The 15,131-nt window shown below is 49.0% G+C and carries 16 protein-coding genes and 1 tRNA gene; 10 read left to right on the top strand and 7 right to left on the bottom strand.

From position 1 onward, the window contains the following. Positions 1-21 precede the first annotated feature (21 nt). From EBB_RS18735 to lplT, 5 genes are all read left to right on the top strand, one after another. On the top strand, positions 22-651 hold the full coding sequence (locus EBB_RS18735) for a cytochrome b/b6 domain-containing protein (RefSeq protein WP_192395280.1): 630 nt from the start codon (positions 22-24) through the stop codon (positions 649-651). A gap of 273 nt (positions 652-924) precedes the next feature. Further along, the gene (locus tag EBB_RS18730; RefSeq protein ID WP_192395279.1) at positions 925-2,412 is read left to right on the top strand and encodes an Ig domain-containing protein; all 1,488 of its coding nucleotides are present in this window, start codon (positions 925-927) and stop codon (positions 2,410-2,412) included. 69 nt (positions 2,413-2,481) lie between these two features. Further along, on the top strand, positions 2,482-3,099 hold the full coding sequence (locus tag EBB_RS18725) for a hypothetical protein (protein ID WP_192395278.1): 618 nt from the start codon (positions 2,482-2,484) through the stop codon (positions 3,097-3,099). A 210-nt stretch (positions 3,100-3,309) separates the two neighbouring features. Beyond that, entirely contained in the window at positions 3,310-5,475 is a 2,166-nt protein-coding gene (locus EBB_RS18720; protein WP_192395277.1) for an AMP-binding protein, read from the top strand. Between the two features lie 46 nt (positions 5,476-5,521). Further along, positions 5,522-6,697: a lysophospholipid transporter LplT gene (lplT, locus tag EBB_RS18715; protein WP_192395276.1), complete on the top strand. Its 1,176-nt coding sequence runs from the start codon at positions 5,522-5,524 to the stop codon at positions 6,695-6,697. Here lplT and EBB_RS18710 read toward each other — a convergent pair. Further along, the gene (locus EBB_RS18710) at positions 6,636-7,265 is read right to left on the bottom strand and encodes a TetR/AcrR family transcriptional regulator (RefSeq protein WP_192395275.1); all 630 of its coding nucleotides are present in this window, start codon (positions 7,263-7,265) and stop codon (positions 6,636-6,638) included. The genes lplT and EBB_RS18710 overlap by 62 nt on opposite strands. Positions 7,266-7,333: 68 nt before the next feature. Here EBB_RS18710 and EBB_RS18705 point away from each other — a divergent pair, with 68 nt between their 5' ends. Further along, positions 7,334-7,837 carry an NUDIX hydrolase gene (locus EBB_RS18705; RefSeq protein WP_192395274.1) on the top strand — a complete coding sequence of 168 codons (504 nt, stop codon included), beginning with the start codon at positions 7,334-7,336 and terminating at the stop codon, positions 7,835-7,837. A gap of 69 nt (positions 7,838-7,906) precedes the next feature. Here EBB_RS18705 and EBB_RS18700 read toward each other — a convergent pair. Beyond that, positions 7,907-7,983, bottom strand: a tRNA-Asp gene (locus EBB_RS18700). A 64-nt stretch (positions 7,984-8,047) separates the two neighbouring features. Between EBB_RS18700 and EBB_RS18695 the strand changes: the two genes are divergently transcribed. Further along, positions 8,048-8,707 carry a class I SAM-dependent methyltransferase gene (locus EBB_RS18695; RefSeq protein ID WP_192395273.1) on the top strand — a complete coding sequence of 220 codons (660 nt, stop codon included), beginning with the start codon at positions 8,048-8,050 and terminating at the stop codon, positions 8,705-8,707. Here the strand turns inward: EBB_RS18695 and EBB_RS18690 are convergent. Next, entirely contained in the window at positions 8,670-9,719 is a 1,050-nt protein-coding gene (locus EBB_RS18690) for a cation diffusion facilitator family transporter (protein ID WP_192395272.1), read from the bottom strand. The genes EBB_RS18695 and EBB_RS18690 overlap by 38 nt on opposite strands. Before the next feature lie 160 nt (positions 9,720-9,879). Here EBB_RS18690 and xseA point away from each other — a divergent pair, with 160 nt between their 5' ends. From xseA to EBB_RS18675, 3 genes are all read left to right on the top strand, one after another. After that, positions 9,880-11,223: an exodeoxyribonuclease VII large subunit gene (xseA, locus tag EBB_RS18685; protein WP_192395271.1), complete on the top strand. Its 1,344-nt coding sequence runs from the start codon at positions 9,880-9,882 to the stop codon at positions 11,221-11,223. A gap of 114 nt (positions 11,224-11,337) precedes the next feature. Then, positions 11,338-11,742 carry a bacteriohemerythrin gene (locus EBB_RS18680; RefSeq protein ID WP_192395270.1) on the top strand — a complete coding sequence of 135 codons (405 nt, stop codon included), beginning with the start codon at positions 11,338-11,340 and terminating at the stop codon, positions 11,740-11,742. After that, positions 11,739-12,311 (top strand): alpha-ketoglutarate-dependent dioxygenase AlkB family protein, encoded by a 573-nt coding sequence (locus EBB_RS18675; protein WP_192395269.1) that lies wholly within the window; start codon positions 11,739-11,741, stop codon positions 12,309-12,311. The genes EBB_RS18680 and EBB_RS18675 overlap by 4 nt, the downstream gene beginning before the upstream one ends. 28 nt (positions 12,312-12,339) lie before the next feature. On the opposite strand, the gene nqrM is transcribed toward EBB_RS18675, so the two are convergent. The 4 genes from nqrM to EBB_RS18655 form a co-directional block, all read right to left on the bottom strand. After that, on the bottom strand, positions 12,340-12,528 hold the full coding sequence (gene nqrM / locus EBB_RS18670; RefSeq protein ID WP_033159346.1) for a (Na+)-NQR maturation NqrM: 189 nt from the start codon (positions 12,526-12,528) through the stop codon (positions 12,340-12,342). An 87-nt stretch (positions 12,529-12,615) separates the two neighbouring features. Next, positions 12,616-13,836, bottom strand: a complete 1,221-nt coding sequence (gene nqrF, locus EBB_RS18665; protein ID WP_192395268.1) for an NADH:ubiquinone reductase (Na(+)-transporting) subunit F — start codon at positions 13,834-13,836, stop codon at positions 12,616-12,618. A gap of 10 nt (positions 13,837-13,846) precedes the next feature. Beyond that, the gene (gene nqrE / locus EBB_RS18660) at positions 13,847-14,455 is read right to left on the bottom strand and encodes an NADH:ubiquinone reductase (Na(+)-transporting) subunit E (protein ID WP_101052580.1); all 609 of its coding nucleotides are present in this window, start codon (positions 14,453-14,455) and stop codon (positions 13,847-13,849) included. Then, positions 14,455-15,123 (bottom strand): NADH:ubiquinone reductase (Na(+)-transporting) subunit D, encoded by a 669-nt coding sequence (locus EBB_RS18655; protein WP_192395267.1) that lies wholly within the window; start codon positions 15,121-15,123, stop codon positions 14,455-14,457. Before EBB_RS18655 ends, nqrE begins: the two co-directional genes overlap by 1 nt. Positions 15,124-15,131 lie beyond the last annotated feature (8 nt).

Below are 15,131 nucleotides of genomic sequence, written 5' to 3'. Positions count from 1 at the left end.
AAGCATGCCGAGGTAAACCACATGAATAACCAACACACCGTAGCGGTCTGGGACATTTTTATCCGTATTTTTCACTGGTCGCTGGTCATTGCTTTTACTGTGGCCTATTTCACCAGCGAGGAAGAAAACGCTTGGCATGTTTACGCCGGCTACACGGTTTTGGGTCTGATTATCTTCCGCATTCTGTGGGGAATCATCGGCAGCCACCATGCCCGCTTTAGCGATTTTGTCCGTTCTCCCGGAACTGTTTACCGCTATATTCGCGAACTGCGCGCAGGCTCCGCGAAACATTATGTCGGCCACAATCCTTTGGGCGGCTGGATGGTCATGGCATTGCTCTCAACGCTGCTGGTTGTGACTGTCAGCGGCTTAAAAGTATATGCGATAGAAGAAGGCCGAGGCCCTTTGGCTGCCAATCCCCCGACATTATCTTTAATTAGCGCTGCCCATGCGGATGAAGACGACGAAGATGATGGAAAAGCAGAAACGGAAAGCCAAGATGAAGAATTTTGGGAGGAAATTCATGAGGGTGCGACCAATTTTATGCTGGTCCTAATTGCCTTACACGTAGTGGGCGTCTTTGTTTCTGGTAGAGCGCATAACGAACACTTAATCAAAGCTATGCTAACCGGAAAGAAATCAATCAAATGACAATAGAAATGTGAGATTTAACACAATTTTAATTTTAATTTTAAATTCATTTTGGATTGTTATAAATCACGCGACTTTAGTTGCCTAGATTTTGAGATGAACTCCCGATTCAGGTGACTCACTAAGTGCCTTGCGGCAAGACTTTTTAGATTTTTACTCCAGTTGGGCTTTAGGTCGGCCTACCAAAATCGTGAAGTAATCGATTCGTCAGCCGCTAAGTCTCATTGCTAGTTGAGGTCAGTTTAAACACCACCAACCTACAAGGAACACTCAATGAAAAAGATGACACTCTTACTGCCATTGCTAGCGCTTGGCTCTGCCGCCGAGGCGAGCAACATCAGGGGCTCTTTAGGCAATTTTGATGCGATGAACCGCACCGGCGAAATCGTATACGGTATCGAAATAGAATTAGACGATTGTCACAGCAAAGACGTCATCAGCACTTACCCAGGTAATCACTATGGTTACGGAAAAATACGTGAAGACCTTACTGACCCGGCGCATCCAAAAACGTTTGTTCGTTATGAACAACCGGTAGCCAGCGGCTTTCAAACTGGCTTCACTAATTTTTTACCGCCTAATAGCGCCCCCTCTTGCTATAACTTGGCTCAAAACGTTGGTTGCGAGCATTTTGGTGTGCATTTTGCGTATGGAAACGCCAATCCCTACAGTGCTGTTAAATACAACTGGCTAGTCAAAGACGCCAGCGGCAAAGTCGTTGTCGGTCCATCGCTACTTATCAGCACACCCGTTTTTGATTTTACTCCCCCAATTGTCGGCATTCCTGCGCAAGTCGTTGCGACTATTCCCGCCCCCGTCGTTCCGCAACCCGTGGTTAAAGAATTTGGCGAACCTAGCTGGGTTAAGGTCATCAAAACCAAAACACATAAAACCCGGCCTTTGGTCTTGGGCGATCTGATTAGTGATGACCATGATGGCGACAACCTCCCTGACTGGACCAACGGCGAACCTGACGAAGTTGAGTCGGAATGGCATTTATTACAAACACGAAACGGCGCCAGCAGCAAGAAGACTGAGTTAACCGGCAAAGCCGAGGATATGGGCGAAAATGGTGACAAAGTCATTACCCGCCGTTATGAGTTTTATGCCTATGCGGGTCCCGCTGCCTCGATAGACGGTGAAAAAGGCGAAGCCATGTGTGACGCAGTTGGTGCAGACGGCGTCTCCGGCTTAGACGTCGTGGACGTAACAAACGCCTTTGGCGAAACTCAAAGTTTTGATTGCAGCACGGTAGCCGTCGTCGGTGAATATCTGGGCGCGCAAATGACAGAGTTTTTGGCTGCCACACCGTTCAGCATGGTCGATGCGTTGCAAAACGGCAGTGTCAATGAGCTATTTCCACAACGGCCTGTCGCTAACGGCGGTAATACACCCTACGTTGTAAACGTTACTACAGGTGCGTTACCAAACGGGTTGGCAATCGATTCGGACACCGGCTTGTTATCCGGTGTGCCGTCAAAAGTTGGCGTGTTTAGCTTTACAGTATCCGCAAGTGATACCGATGGCGCTGCCGCTTCAAAAGCCTACACCGTAAAAGTAACAGGCCCAGGCGATACCGATCGCGATAACGACATAGACTTGATTGATTTGAACACCATCAAAGCTAAATACGGTCAAGTTGTAAGCGCGGGCGATCCGTCCGATATGAACGGCGACTTAAGGGTTAATATTGCCGATTACAGAAAAGCCGCGACGCTATGCACTTTGGCAAAATGCGCTTTAGTTACACCGACGCCTTAAATTACTTAGCCTCTTTTTTACACGGTGCCGGGGGAATCGCTCCCGGCATGACAAATCGACGGAATTCATATGAACAAAAATGTATTGATTAAACTGATTACGCTGGCAATCGCCGGTATGTTCCATAGTGCGGAAGCGAACACTGTGAACATTAAATTTCCAAACAATTCTAATGTTTACACAACAAGTGTTGGCTCATTTTTCGACGCCAATATCTATGTCGACAGTTTCGCGGACCTAGGCGGGTTCGATCTTTGGTTGACCTATAACAGCGATAATTTGGCGGCCCAGTCCCTGACTTCCAACACCATATTTGGTGCGGATACCGACGCTAACTTTGCTAACAGCATTGCCCCTAATTCAATCCATTTTGCCGAAGCAATTGCTTTCGACAGTCCGGCAACCGCAGGTTTGAATGTCACCGGGCCTACTTTACTGGGTACAGTAAAATTCAAAGCCTTAACTGTTAGCCCAATAAACGCCGCCTACTTAATCAGCTTTAGCAGTGCGTCTGGGTTCTATACTTTCGACGGTACTCCGCAAGGAGCAACTGCGCAAGGTGGGAATGTCAGAGTAACTGTAGCTCCAGCCGCAGTACCTTTGCCAGCCTCCGTGTTTTTATTCGCACCTGCTTTATTAGCGTTGTTTGGTGTTCAAAACAAAAACCGAAAAATGCTTTTGGCATAGACCCTGAGGGAACGTTTAGTATCGATTGAAGTAACGTCACGAATCTGCGAAAACGTTGGTTGTTATGGAAAAAGCCATCTCGATTGGGATGGCTTTTTTGTTTGTGTCTTCTCCAAAAACAAAATAATTGAACGAAGTTTAATTTGTAGTTATAGTGCCTTCCGGCAAATCGCAATCTGTCTGCTAATATGCGCTTACGGGAGGAATACCATGTTAAAAACTGTTTTACGCTGGCTATTGACGCTAGTCTATCGAGTGAAGGTCCACGGGCTGGAAAATTACGCTAAAGCCGGCAACCGCGTGTTGATCGTCGCCAACCACACTTCATTTCTCGATCCTTTGCTGCTGGGCGTGTTTTTGCCGGACGACATCACCTTTGCGATCAATACCCAAATCTCCGAACGCTGGTGGCTAAAGCCATTTTTGCGTTTATCCAAAGTGTTTCCGATGGATCCAACGCATCCCTTGTCTTTAAAGGCGTTAATTCACCATTTGCAAAGCGATACCAAAACCGTGATTTTTCCGGAAGGCCGCATCACCGTGACCGGCTCCTTGATGAAAATCTATGACGGCACCGGCATGGTCGCCGATAAATCCGGTGCAACCTTGTTGCCGATTCGCATCGAAGGTGCTGAATACAGCCGCTTTTCCAAGCTGGGCAGCGTGCGTCAACACTGGTTTCCGCGTATCACCATTCATATTCAGCCGCCAACCTTGATCGAGACTCACGGCGATGTGACCGGTAAAGCCCGCCGCAAGCATAGCGGCCACATCCTTGCCGACATCATGACCGAAATGATGTTTGCCACCAGTCATTACCAACAAACCATCTTTGCGGCCTTATTGGAAGCGCGGGCACTGCATGGCGGACGCTACACTGTTGCGGAAGATCTGGAGCGCAAGCCACTAAGCTACGACGCTTTGATCACTCGCAGCATCATCGTAGGTAAATTAATCAAAGCCATCACGCAAACCGGCGAGAATGTCGGCGTGTTACTGCCCAATAGTTGTAAGACATTGAACGTGGTGTTGGGCTTACAAATTTATCAGCGGGTACCGGCGATGCTGAATTATTCAATCGGCGCCGCCGGCATGGCAGCCGCCTGCCACACAGGGCAGATCAAACTTGTACTGACTTCTCGCAAATTCATTGAGTTAGCGAAACTCGGAGACGAAGCCGCAACGCTGGCACAACACGTCAAACTGATTTACTTGGAAGACTTGGCGACATCACTGACAAGCTTCGACAAAATCATCGGCTTGCTACAGGCTAAAACCGCAAGGTTTTGGTACAAAAGCCAGGACTACGATGCCGACGATGCGGCAGTGGTATTGTTTACTTCAGGTTCGGAAGGATTACCGAAAGGTGTGGTGTTGTCGCATGCCAATATCCTGGCCAATCATAAACAAATCAGAGCGCGTATCGATTTCGGACCAGGCGATGTAGTGCTGAATTTTCTGCCGATGTTTCATTCCTTCGGCTTTACAGTCGGCACGATGATGCCAATATTGAACGGCATGACCAGCTTTTTTTACCCGTCGCCGCTGCATTATGCGGTGATTCCGGAGATGGCATACGAGGTAGGCGCGACCATCATGTTCGGCACCAATACCTTTTTAGCGGCATATGCCAAAAAAGCCCATCCTTACGATTTTTACTCCTTGCGTTACGTGGTAGCCGGTGCGGAAAAATTGCAGGAAAGCACGCACACCACTTGGCTGGATAAATTCGGTATCCGTATCTTGGAGGGCTATGGCGCAACGGAAACCTCGCCGGTGACTTCGGTGAATACGCCAATGGATTACAAAGCCGGCAGCGTCGGCCGATTTATGCCCGATATGCTGCATAAATTGGAGGCTGTGCCCGGCATTGAGAACGCCGGTAAATTGCATGTCGCCGGCCCCAACATTATGAAAGGTTATCTACTGCCGGACAATCCCGGCGTATTGGTACCGCCCTGCTCCGCCGCTTTTGGCGAAGGTTGGTACGATACCGGCGACATAGTGCATGTCGATGACGAAGGCTTTATCCACATTCAAGGCCGCAGCAAACGTTTCGCAAAAATCGGCGGAGAAATGGTATCGCTGACCGCGGTGGAACAATTGACCATCCACGCCTGGCCAGAAGCTCAGCATGTGGTGGTCAGTTTGCCCGATCCGAAAAAAGGCGAACAACTCGTCCTGTTGACGACCCGCCGCGATGCCAACGCCAAACAATTAGCCGACGCCTCTCCTGGCGTCGCCACCATCAATCTCCCTAAAAAAGTGTTTGTGCTGGATAAATTACCGGTGTTGGCGACCGGAAAAACCGATTATCCGGGCGCGACAGCCTTAGCAGCGCGACTATTGGAAGGCGGCGACGTCGAGTCGGATTGAGCACGGACCGAACCTGTCTTGCCTAACTTAACTACCCTTTAACGCCATGAGCAAACACATCTATCCTCTGCTAGTCGCGCAATTCCTCTCGGCATTTGCCGACAACGCCATATTGTTTACAGTCATCGCTATGGTGATGCAGGACGCGCACCCAGTCAGTTGGTACGTGCCAGCGCTACAAAGCGTGTTTCTGGTGGCATTCGTGATCTTGGCGCCGTGGGTGGGTGGGTTTGCCGACAGCCATGCTAAATCGCGGGTGTTGATTGTCGCCAATCTGATCAAAGCTTGCGGTGCCGGCTTGTTGTTATTTAAAGTCGAACCGCTGTTGGCTTACTGTGTGGTGGGAGTCGGCGCTGCGTTGTACAGCCCAGCCAAGTACGGGATTTTACCGGAACTGGCCGGCCATGACGGCTTGGTGAAAGCCAATAGCTGGATAGAAGGCTCGACCATTCTGGCCATTTTGACCGGCATGGTGGTGGGTGCCAAGCTAGCCGATCATTCCACCACTTGGGCCTTGCTTGTAACAATATTATTGTTTTTGATTTCTGCTGCCACCACCTTATTCTTGCCGATAGGCTTACGCAAAGCCCCACCTTCCGGCTCGAAAATCAGGCTGTTCTACTTGGAAGTTAAAACATTTCTGGCAATGCCACGCTCACGCTTCGCGGTGCTGGGTGCATCCCTATTTTGGGCGGCCGCGGCTAGCGTGCGGGTTATCATCATTGCTTGGGTGCCCTTGGTGTTAATGACGCATAACGCCAGCGACATTGCCAATCTGACACTGTTTTTGGCTATCGGCATCATCGTCGGTTCGGTCCTGGTCCCGCGCTTGATTCCGTTGGAACATTTGCGCCGCGCCCGCATCCCGGCCTATTTGATGAGCATCTTCATCATCGCCCTAAGTTTTACTGAGGCGGTTTGGCCGGCACGCTTTGTGTTGTTTTTAATGGGTATGGCCGGCGGCATGTTTATCGTACCGATCAACGCGGCGCTCCAGGACCTTGGGCAACAAAGTATAGGCAGTGGCGGCGCGGTAGCGATGCAGAATTTTTTCCAGAATGTGGCGATGTTATTGTCCGTCGGCGGCTATACCTTGGCTGCTGCCGAACAAGTCACACCGATTACCGCGCTGATTGGTCTGGGTTTGCTGCTGCTGGCGGCTACTTTTCTGGTGGTTTGGCATTTACCTGAAGTGGAGCAAGCGCCTTCCAGCCTTGAATAAAGGTTTGCACTAACAAATCTACGCTTAACTTGGATGCTTCAATGTCGCTGACTTGCGGTTTGGCGGTTAGCGACAAAATACAGATTCCATGCACACCGCTCCACAAGGTTCTGGCTGCCAGGCGGCTTTGTTCAGCGGAGCTGCCGGGTGTAAGCTGGATAAACAACACCTCGACAATCGCAAACATCTGCTCCACCTTTTGTAGATACCAGTCAGGCTGAGGCTCCTCACTCTGGATATCGAAGATCATTCGCCAGCGATTGAAATGCTGGGCGGCAAAATTTAGATAAGTTTCCGCCAAGATCAGAATATTTTCCTCGACGCTGGCGGACGGTTCACAGTGAAGCAATTGTTTAGCCAACTCATCCAGTGTGCGGCCTTTGACGTGGGTAAGCAAATCGTTCATATTGGCAAATACCATATAAATGCTGCCCACGGTATAGCCAATTTCCATCGCGATTTTGCGCACCGTCAGAGCACTATAGCCGTCCTCTATAACGATAGTTTCCGCGGCGACCAACACCATTTCCTTGATTTGTTCCTGACTATGTTCGCTTCTTCTTGCCATATGTTCTCTGCGACATGCACTAAAAACAGCTACCATACACGACCTTGCCTCAGGAATCGATAGTTTACATGCACAACGAACTTCTCGATGTCGTCGATAGCGACGATGCAGTGATTGCCCAACAGCCCAGATCGGTGATTCACGCCAAAAAACTGCGTCACCGGGCCGTGCATATTCTGGTTTTCAACGATGCCGGCCAGTTATTTCTGCAAAAGCGCTCAATGAAAAAAGATCTGAACAAAGGCTTATGGGATACCTCGGCGGCCGGTCACGTCGACGCCGGCGAAAGCTACGCCTGTTGCGCGCCGCGTGAATTAAGAGAGGAATTGGGTGTCATTGCCGAAAGCCTGGAGGGTTTATTTAAATTGGAGCCTAGCACCGACTTGGGCATGGAATTTATTCAGGTATACCGTTGCAGGCATAACGGACCGTTTAGCTTAGCGGCAGATGAAATCGACGAAGGTTGCTGGATGGAGCCGGATATTCTGGATACGCGTGTTGCCGAGAACGATCCGACCTTGACGCTGACGTTTAAAATTATCTGGCAACGGTTTAGGAATATCGCAAACTAAATGGTTGCAAGACACTCATCACCAATGCCACTTAAACGATGAGATCAAAGCGCGGGTAAAACAAGAAAGTGGCGGAGCGGACGGGGCTCGAACCCGCGACCCCCGGCGTGACAGGCCGGTATTCTAACCAACTGAACTACCGCTCCGCAGTAGAGAGCGGCGCATTCTACAGCATATCGCCCACGCGTCAAGCAAAAGCCCAAATTAATTATGCCGGCACCATTCTGCCCACTCTGTAACAGCCCCGATATCCATCGTTATCACAGCGACGCAAAACGCGATTACACTCAGTGCCGACAGTGCTTACTGGTATATGTTGATTGCTCTCAGCACTTATCGCTGAGCCAGGAAAAAGCAATTTATGATCTACATCAAAATACCATTGACGATCCGGGCTACATCGAATTTCTATCCCGCTTGGCAAAGCCTTTGCTCAGAAAATTACCGAACAATTCTGTTGGACTTGATTATGGTTGCGGCCCGGGACCTGCGCTTGCAGAACTGTTCAAGGCGCAGGGACATCGAGTAAATGTCTACGACCCATTCTATGCGAACTTTCCTGAACACCTGCAAAGAACCTATGATTTTATCGTCTGTACCGAGGTAGTAGAGCATTTTCGCGTGCCGAAACGCGAATTCGACACGCTGTTTAGATTATTAAAACCCGGCGGTTGGCTGGGCATCATGACCAAATTGGTCATAGATGCCGAGGCCTTTGCCAAATGGCATTACAAAAACGATCAGACCCACATCGCTTTTTTCTCGCAACCGACTTTTCATTGGTTGGCGGCGCATTATCACTGCCGAATCGAATTCATCGGCAACGACGCGATTATTCTGCAACGCAATCCTGGCCCTTACAACAATTGACTTCCACGGTGATGTGGTCGAGCTGAGCGAATTTGCCCAATAGATTCTTGTAATAACTGGGCGATTTTGGCTGCTGCGCGACCAAAACCACTATTGCCGCATAATGATTGGCACTAACAGGCCAAACATGCAGATCGCTGACGAGGCATTCGCCGTCTTCCTCCAGCGCGGTTTGTATCGCGTGGGTGTATTTGGGGTTCATGGTCTGGTCCAACAATACCGGGCTGGTCTCTTTGATTAAGCCGTAAGCCCAGACCAGAATCACTGTCGCGCCAACAAAACCCATCACGGTATCTAGCCAAACCCAGCCGTAATATTTGCCGGCGACCAGGGCGACGATGGCTAATACCGATGTCAGCGCATCGGCCATTACGTGTAGATAGGCCGCCCTTAGGTTGTGATCGTGATGATGGGAGCGCTTAGCTTGATCCTTGTGACCGTGTTCTTCATGGTCATGGTCATGGTCATGGTCATGGTCATGGTCATGGTCATGGTCATGGTCATGGTCATGGTCATGGTCATGGTGAGAATTATGCCCGTGCCCATGGTGGTGGTCGTGATGGTCTCGCAATAATAGCGCGCTCAACAGGTTGATCAGCAAACCCACTTGCGCGACTAAAATCGCCTCGTCAAAGCGAATTATTTCCGGCATCAGCAGCCGTTGTACCGAGTCGGCAATCATCACCAAGGCGACCATAGCCAATGCTATCGAACTGGCAAATCCGCCCAATACACCCACCTTGGCGGGACTAAATGCGAAGGTTTGGTCATTCTGGTGGATACGACTGTAACGATAAGCAAAGATTGCAATCATAAAAGCCACCACATGCGTGGCCATGTGCCATCCGTCCGCCAACAAGGCCATCGAATGAAACTGCATACCGGCAACAATTTCCACAATCATCGTCGCAAACGTCAGAAGCAGCACCCATTTGGTACGCCGCTCGCCTTTGCGATTGATCCGCGCGAAATCGTGCGAATGTTGCCAGTTACTCAATTGATGTTCATGCATCCGTAGTTCCTTGTTCGCTAAAACCGAAATCATTACCGAGGCAGCATTTTAGCGCAGCTTACCTGGAAACACTTCCGCAATGTAAATGCCTCTGCTATTTGCTGAAAACCGCCGTAAAATAAGATTTTCAACCTATTCGCCCTGCACTCTCAAGCATTCGATGAGTAATTCCGAGCACATTTTCAGCGTATCTCAGCTAAACCGCGAAGCCAAACGCTTGCTGGCTAGCCATTTCTTAACCGTGCAAGTACAAGGCGAGATTTCCAATCTCAGCCTACCCTCATCCGGCCATTACTACTTTACGTTGAAAGACGCCCAAGCCCAGATCCGCTGCGCTATGTTCAAAGGCCAGCAGCAACGGCTACGTTTTAAACCTGCTAACGGCAATCTGGTGGTCGCCACCGCGCAAGTCAGTTTGTACGAACCGCGCGGCGACTATCAATTGGTGGTGGAACAGTTGGCAGAAGCCGGCGACGGCGCATTGCGCCTGGCTTACGAACGCCTGAAACAAAAGCTATTACTCGAAGGTTTGTTCGAGCAAAACCGCAAGAAACCGCTGCCGCAACTGCCAAAACAAATCGGCGTCATCACCTCGGCCAGTGGTGCGGCGATTCATGACATTCTCAGCGTTTTGAAAAGGCGCTTTCCGGCTATTCCGGTGCTGATCTATCCGGTGGCCGTACAGGGCGAAAGCGCTAAATTCGAGATCAGCGCGGCATTGGCAGCAGCCAATAAGCAAGCTCTGGTAGATGTCATCATCCTGGCGCGCGGCGGCGGCTCGCTGGAAGATTTGTGGGCCTTTAACGAAGAAAGTGTGGCCAGGGCGGTAGCGGCCAGTGGAATTCCGGTGATTTCAGCAGTAGGCCACGAAGTGGATTTCAGCATCGCCGATTTCGTTGCTGATTTGCGCGCACCGACACCATCGGCAGCGGCCGAATGTGCAGTGCCGGACCAATCCGCCTGGCTTAACCGCTTTGCGGCTATCGAGCGCCAACTAACTCGGCAGATGCAGGATAAATTGCAGCAGCAGCAGTTGCACTTGACCTGGCTTAATAAAGCCCTACAAACCCAACATCCGGGCGAAAAACTACAACGTAATGCCCAGCGTCTGGACGAATTGGAACAACGCTTGAATAGGGCGGCACAAGCCGGCTTGGAACAGCGCCGCCAGCGACTGGCTTTAAACGCGCAGCGTCTGAACGGCCAGCAGCCGTTGACATCGGTTCAAGGCTATCGGCAGCAACTTGATTACTTCCAACAAAGACTAAGCCGTTCCATGCACATTAAACTGACGACATTGAAAAGTCGGCACCACGCGACTGCACAAACCTTACATGCGATCAGCCCACTGGCAACGCTGGAACGCGGTTATGCTATCGTGCAACGACACGAAAGCTCCCAGCTGGTGAAGTCGGTTAAACAGTTAGCAAAGCTTGAACTGCTCGATATTAGAATGGCCGATGGTCGCATCGTTAGTAGAGTTGATCAGGTGATAGCCGATTAAATTTGGCCTGCGTTTTAATTGCTATCGCCAATCATCCATCCGTTTTATCGCCCGCAATAACTGGGCATAAAACATGCCTTAGTGCATTAGTTTACAAATCATACGAGTGTTTATATGACAATATTCGACAAAACCATTCCCCTGAGTGTTGGTTATACTCACATCGATCATGATCACAGCATATTTATTGATTTGGTAAATCAATTGGATAAGGCCAATAACACCGACTTTCCGGGATTGTTTGCGCAATTGTATCAACACACCCAAGAACATTTTGAATCGGAAAATCGGTTAATGGCGCAATTCGGATTTCCGGCGGAAACCGAACACAAAGGCGAACATCAACGGGTTTTGGACGAATTCAAACAGTTTAAAACCCGGATCGACAAAGGATTGATTTCCTTTGGCCGCGCATTTGTCAAAGAGCGTCTGCCACAATGGTTTTTATTGCACATTACGACAATGGACAGCGCATTAGCGTCGCATATTAAAACGCAGCAGGAGCTGCCCGACGAATGACGCCTGATAAGGAGCTAAGAATAATAAAAGATTTTTACAACGCAGCCGAAAGCGATGCCATCTATAGCCGTTTGCTCCAGGAACAGAATTGGCCGGACAATTGTTATAGCGTTGCCGGCCGGGACTTTACTCTACCCCGCCTGCAAACCTGGCATGCTGATCCGGAGATAGTGTATAGCTACAGCAATAATCTGTTAAAAACTCGGCCCTGGACGCCATTACTATCGGATATAAGGCAAAAAATCGAACACTTCTTAAACTTTTCGTTTAATTCGGTATTAGTGAATTTATATCGCAACGGCGAGGATTATGTGGGCTGGCATGCTGATAACGAAGCGGAGTTGGGACCGCAGCCTTTTATCGCATCATTGACGCTGGGAGCGACCCGACAATTTGCATTTCGGCATAAAAAAACCGCGGAAAGCGGCAGTATTTTACTGACTAGTGGAATGCTATTGATTATGCAGCCCGATTTTCAACACCACTGGCTGCATAGTATTCCTGTCGATCAGAAATTGACTCAAGGACGTATAAACTTAACGTTTCGAAGAGTTATCGCTCCGAAATAGCTTAGTTTATTGCTTTAGGCAAGCAGTCTTAATGTTGTTCCAATGTTTTAGCTTGCTCAGCTTCAAATTTCTTTCTTTTGTCACATTTCTCGCTGCATACGCAATTACCTGTGCCGCCGCAAGACCCCTTGATAGCATTCCTACCGAAAAGCACACCGACAGCCATGACGGCAATAACGATCAACATAAATAAAAACGTTACTAGAAAATAACCCATTTTTTTCTCCTGTTTTTCTAATCACTGAAACGAAAAAAGGAGCGATCCGAAAATCGCTCCCTATGCTTCGCATCAGATTAATACAAATTAACCGCCGAAATCATCCAACATAATATTTTCAGGATCAACACCATTAGCAAGCAGCATGTTAATCACTGAAGAGTTCATGATTGGCGGCCCGCACATGTAATATTCACAATCTTCTGGATTCGGATGTTTCTTGATAAATTCTTCAAACAACACGTTGTGAATGAAGCCGGTATAACCTTTCCAGTTATCTTCAGGTAAAGCATCCGACAAGGCTACATGCCATTCAAAATTGTCGTTTTCTTTGGCCAGCATATCAAAATCTTCTACATAGAACATTTCGCGTTTGCTACGTGCGCCATACCAGAAAGTCATTTTACGCTTGGATTTCAGTCTGCGCAATTGATCGAAGATATGCGAACGCATCGGCGCCATACCCGCACCACCGCCGATAAATACCATTTCAGCATCAGTTTCTTTGGCAAAAAACTCGCCGTAAGGACCGGATACGAAGACTTTATCACCGGGCTTCAGATTGAAAATAAAGGACGACATGATGCCTGGCGGGATGCCATCCGGCGCACCTGGAGGCGGCGTAGCGATCCTGACGTTCAGCATAATTTCTTTTTCTTCAGGATAGGATGCCATTGAGTAAGCACGCAGTGTTGGCTCTTTTACATCGGAGACATAGCGCCACAGATTGAATTTATCCCAATCGGGCCGGTATTCCTCGGCAACATCCATCTCCGCATATTTTGAAATATGTGGCGGACATTCGATTTGTATATAACCACCGGCACGGTAATTGATGGCTTCGCCTTCCGGCAATTCCAATACCAACTCTTTAATGAAAGTTGCGACGTTGTCGTTGGACTTAACGGTGCATTCCCATTTTTTAACACCGAATACGCTATCTTCGACTTCAATATCCATATTTTGCTTAATGGATACTTGGCAAGCCAGACGTTCACCATGTGCGGCTTCCCGTTTGGTGATATGCGATTGCTCGGTTGGCAGAATGTCGCCACCGCCGCTATGCACTTTCACTTTACATTGACCACAAGTGCCGCCGCCGCCGCAAGCGGAGGACACGAACAATTGGTTGTCCGCCAATGCGGTCAACAATTTGGAGCCCACAGGTACATGGATTTTCTTCTCGTTATTGATCAGAATTTCCACATCGCCAGAGGCCACCAGCTTACTTTTCGCGCCGATGATCAAAAACACCAGCGCTATCACGATGACCGTGAAGAAAATAACACCTAATGCAATTTCCAGCATTACGATACCCTTATAATTGAATTCCAGAGAAAGCCATGAAGCCCAGAGACATCAAGCCAGCGGTAATAAAAGTGATGCCCAGACCTTGCAATGCAGCAGGAATATCGCTGTATTTCAATTTCTCACGCACACCAGCCATCACGGTAATCGCCAAAGCCCAGCCGAAACCACTTCCTATACCGTATACCACGCTTTCACCAAAATTGTAGTCGCGTTCGATCATGAATAAGCTACCGGCCAAGATCGCGCAGTTAACGGTAATCAACGGCAGGAAGATACCCAAGGCTTGATACAGGGCAGGAAAGAATTTATCCAAAATCATTTCCAGAATCTGCACAATCGCAGCGATCATACCGATGCAGCTCAACAAGCTTAAAAAGCTTAAATCCACGCCGGTAATGCCTATCCAAGATAAAGCATCTTCTTTCAACAAGGTTTGGTAAATGAAGTTATTCGCAGGCACTGTCAAGGTCTGCACCACCATTACCGCGATACCCAATCCCATGGCTGTGGAAATCTTCTTGGAAACCGCCAAGAAGGTACACATACCCAGGAAGAATGACAGCGCCAGGTTTTCAATGAAAACCGCTTTAACAAACAGACTTATATAGGCTTCCATTAGTGATGTCCCCCTTCACCGTGAGCAATCGACATGATTTTGAACTCGTTGTGTTCCACCTGTTTCGGTTTCCAGGTGCGGAAACCCCAGATGATCAAGCCAATGATGAAAAACGCACTAGGCGGCAGCAGCATCATGCCGTTCGGCACGTACCAACCACCATTTTTGACCAAAGGCAACACATCGAAGCCAAGCAGTTTGCCTGAACCCAAGGTTTCTCTGAACAGCGCGACGATGACCAGAATTAAACTGTAACCTAAGCCGTTACCGATGCCGTCTACAAAGCTTTGCAGCGGCGGGTTCTTCATGGCATACGCTTCAGCACGTCCCATAACGATACAGTTGGTAATAATCAAACCTACGAATACCGACAGCTTTTTGCTGACATCGAATGCGAAGGCCTTAAGCAACTGATCGACCACAATAACCAGCGAAGCGATGATGATCATCTGCACGATAATCCGGATGCTGCTCGGTATATGCTCTCGCACCGCACTGATCGCAGCGCTTGAACAGGCTGTAACCGAGGTCAAGGCCAGTGCCATGATCAATGACGTAGACATTTGCGACGTTACCGCCAGCGCCGAACACACACCAAGCACCTGCAGGGTGATTGGGTTGTTATCGACCAACGGTTCGAATAATACTTTTTTAGTTTCTTTATCCATGATAAGTT

The organism is Methylomonas fluvii (genome assembly GCF_014850975.1).
Lineage (GTDB): Bacteria > Pseudomonadota > Gammaproteobacteria > Methylococcales > Methylomonadaceae > Methylomonas > Methylomonas fluvii.
Note: the sequence above shows the minus strand (reverse complement) of the source record. Positions and strands in the feature narration are given on the sequence as shown.

What these genes read in the sequence shown, in the direction of transcription:
- EBB_RS18705 (WP_192395274.1), top strand. Translation starts at nt 7,334, where the DNA reads ATGCACAACGAACTTCTCGATGTCGTCGATAGCGACGATGCAGTGATT.
- EBB_RS18710 (WP_192395275.1), bottom strand. Translation starts at nt 7,265, where the DNA reads ATGGCAAGAAGAAGCGAACATAGTCAGGAACAAATCAAGGAAATGGTG.
- EBB_RS18730 (WP_192395279.1), top strand. Translation starts at nt 925, where the DNA reads ATGAAAAAGATGACACTCTTACTGCCATTGCTAGCGCTTGGCTCTGCC.
- EBB_RS18720 (WP_192395277.1), top strand. Translation starts at nt 3,310, where the DNA reads ATGTTAAAAACTGTTTTACGCTGGCTATTGACGCTAGTCTATCGAGTG.
- EBB_RS18695 (WP_192395273.1), top strand. Translation starts at nt 8,048, where the DNA reads ATGCCGGCACCATTCTGCCCACTCTGTAACAGCCCCGATATCCATCGT.
- lplT (WP_192395276.1), top strand. Translation starts at nt 5,522, where the DNA reads ATGAGCAAACACATCTATCCTCTGCTAGTCGCGCAATTCCTCTCGGCA.
- EBB_RS18735 (WP_192395280.1), top strand. Translation starts at nt 22, where the DNA reads ATGAATAACCAACACACCGTAGCGGTCTGGGACATTTTTATCCGTATT.
- EBB_RS18680 (WP_192395270.1), top strand. Translation starts at nt 11,338, where the DNA reads ATGACAATATTCGACAAAACCATTCCCCTGAGTGTTGGTTATACTCAC.
- EBB_RS18725 (WP_192395278.1), top strand. Translation starts at nt 2,482, where the DNA reads ATGAACAAAAATGTATTGATTAAACTGATTACGCTGGCAATCGCCGGT.
- EBB_RS18690 (WP_192395272.1), bottom strand. Translation starts at nt 9,719, where the DNA reads ATGCATGAACATCAATTGAGTAACTGGCAACATTCGCACGATTTCGCG.
- xseA (WP_192395271.1), top strand. Translation starts at nt 9,880, where the DNA reads ATGAGTAATTCCGAGCACATTTTCAGCGTATCTCAGCTAAACCGCGAA.
- nqrF (WP_192395268.1), bottom strand. Translation starts at nt 13,836, where the DNA reads ATGCTGGAAATTGCATTAGGTGTTATTTTCTTCACGGTCATCGTGATA.
- nqrE (WP_101052580.1), bottom strand. Translation starts at nt 14,455, where the DNA reads ATGGAAGCCTATATAAGTCTGTTTGTTAAAGCGGTTTTCATTGAAAAC.
- nqrM (WP_033159346.1), bottom strand. Translation starts at nt 12,528, where the DNA reads ATGGGTTATTTTCTAGTAACGTTTTTATTTATGTTGATCGTTATTGCC.
- EBB_RS18655 (WP_192395267.1), bottom strand. Translation starts at nt 15,123, where the DNA reads ATGGATAAAGAAACTAAAAAAGTATTATTCGAACCGTTGGTCGATAAC.
- EBB_RS18675 (WP_192395269.1), top strand. Translation starts at nt 11,739, where the DNA reads ATGACGCCTGATAAGGAGCTAAGAATAATAAAAGATTTTTACAACGCA.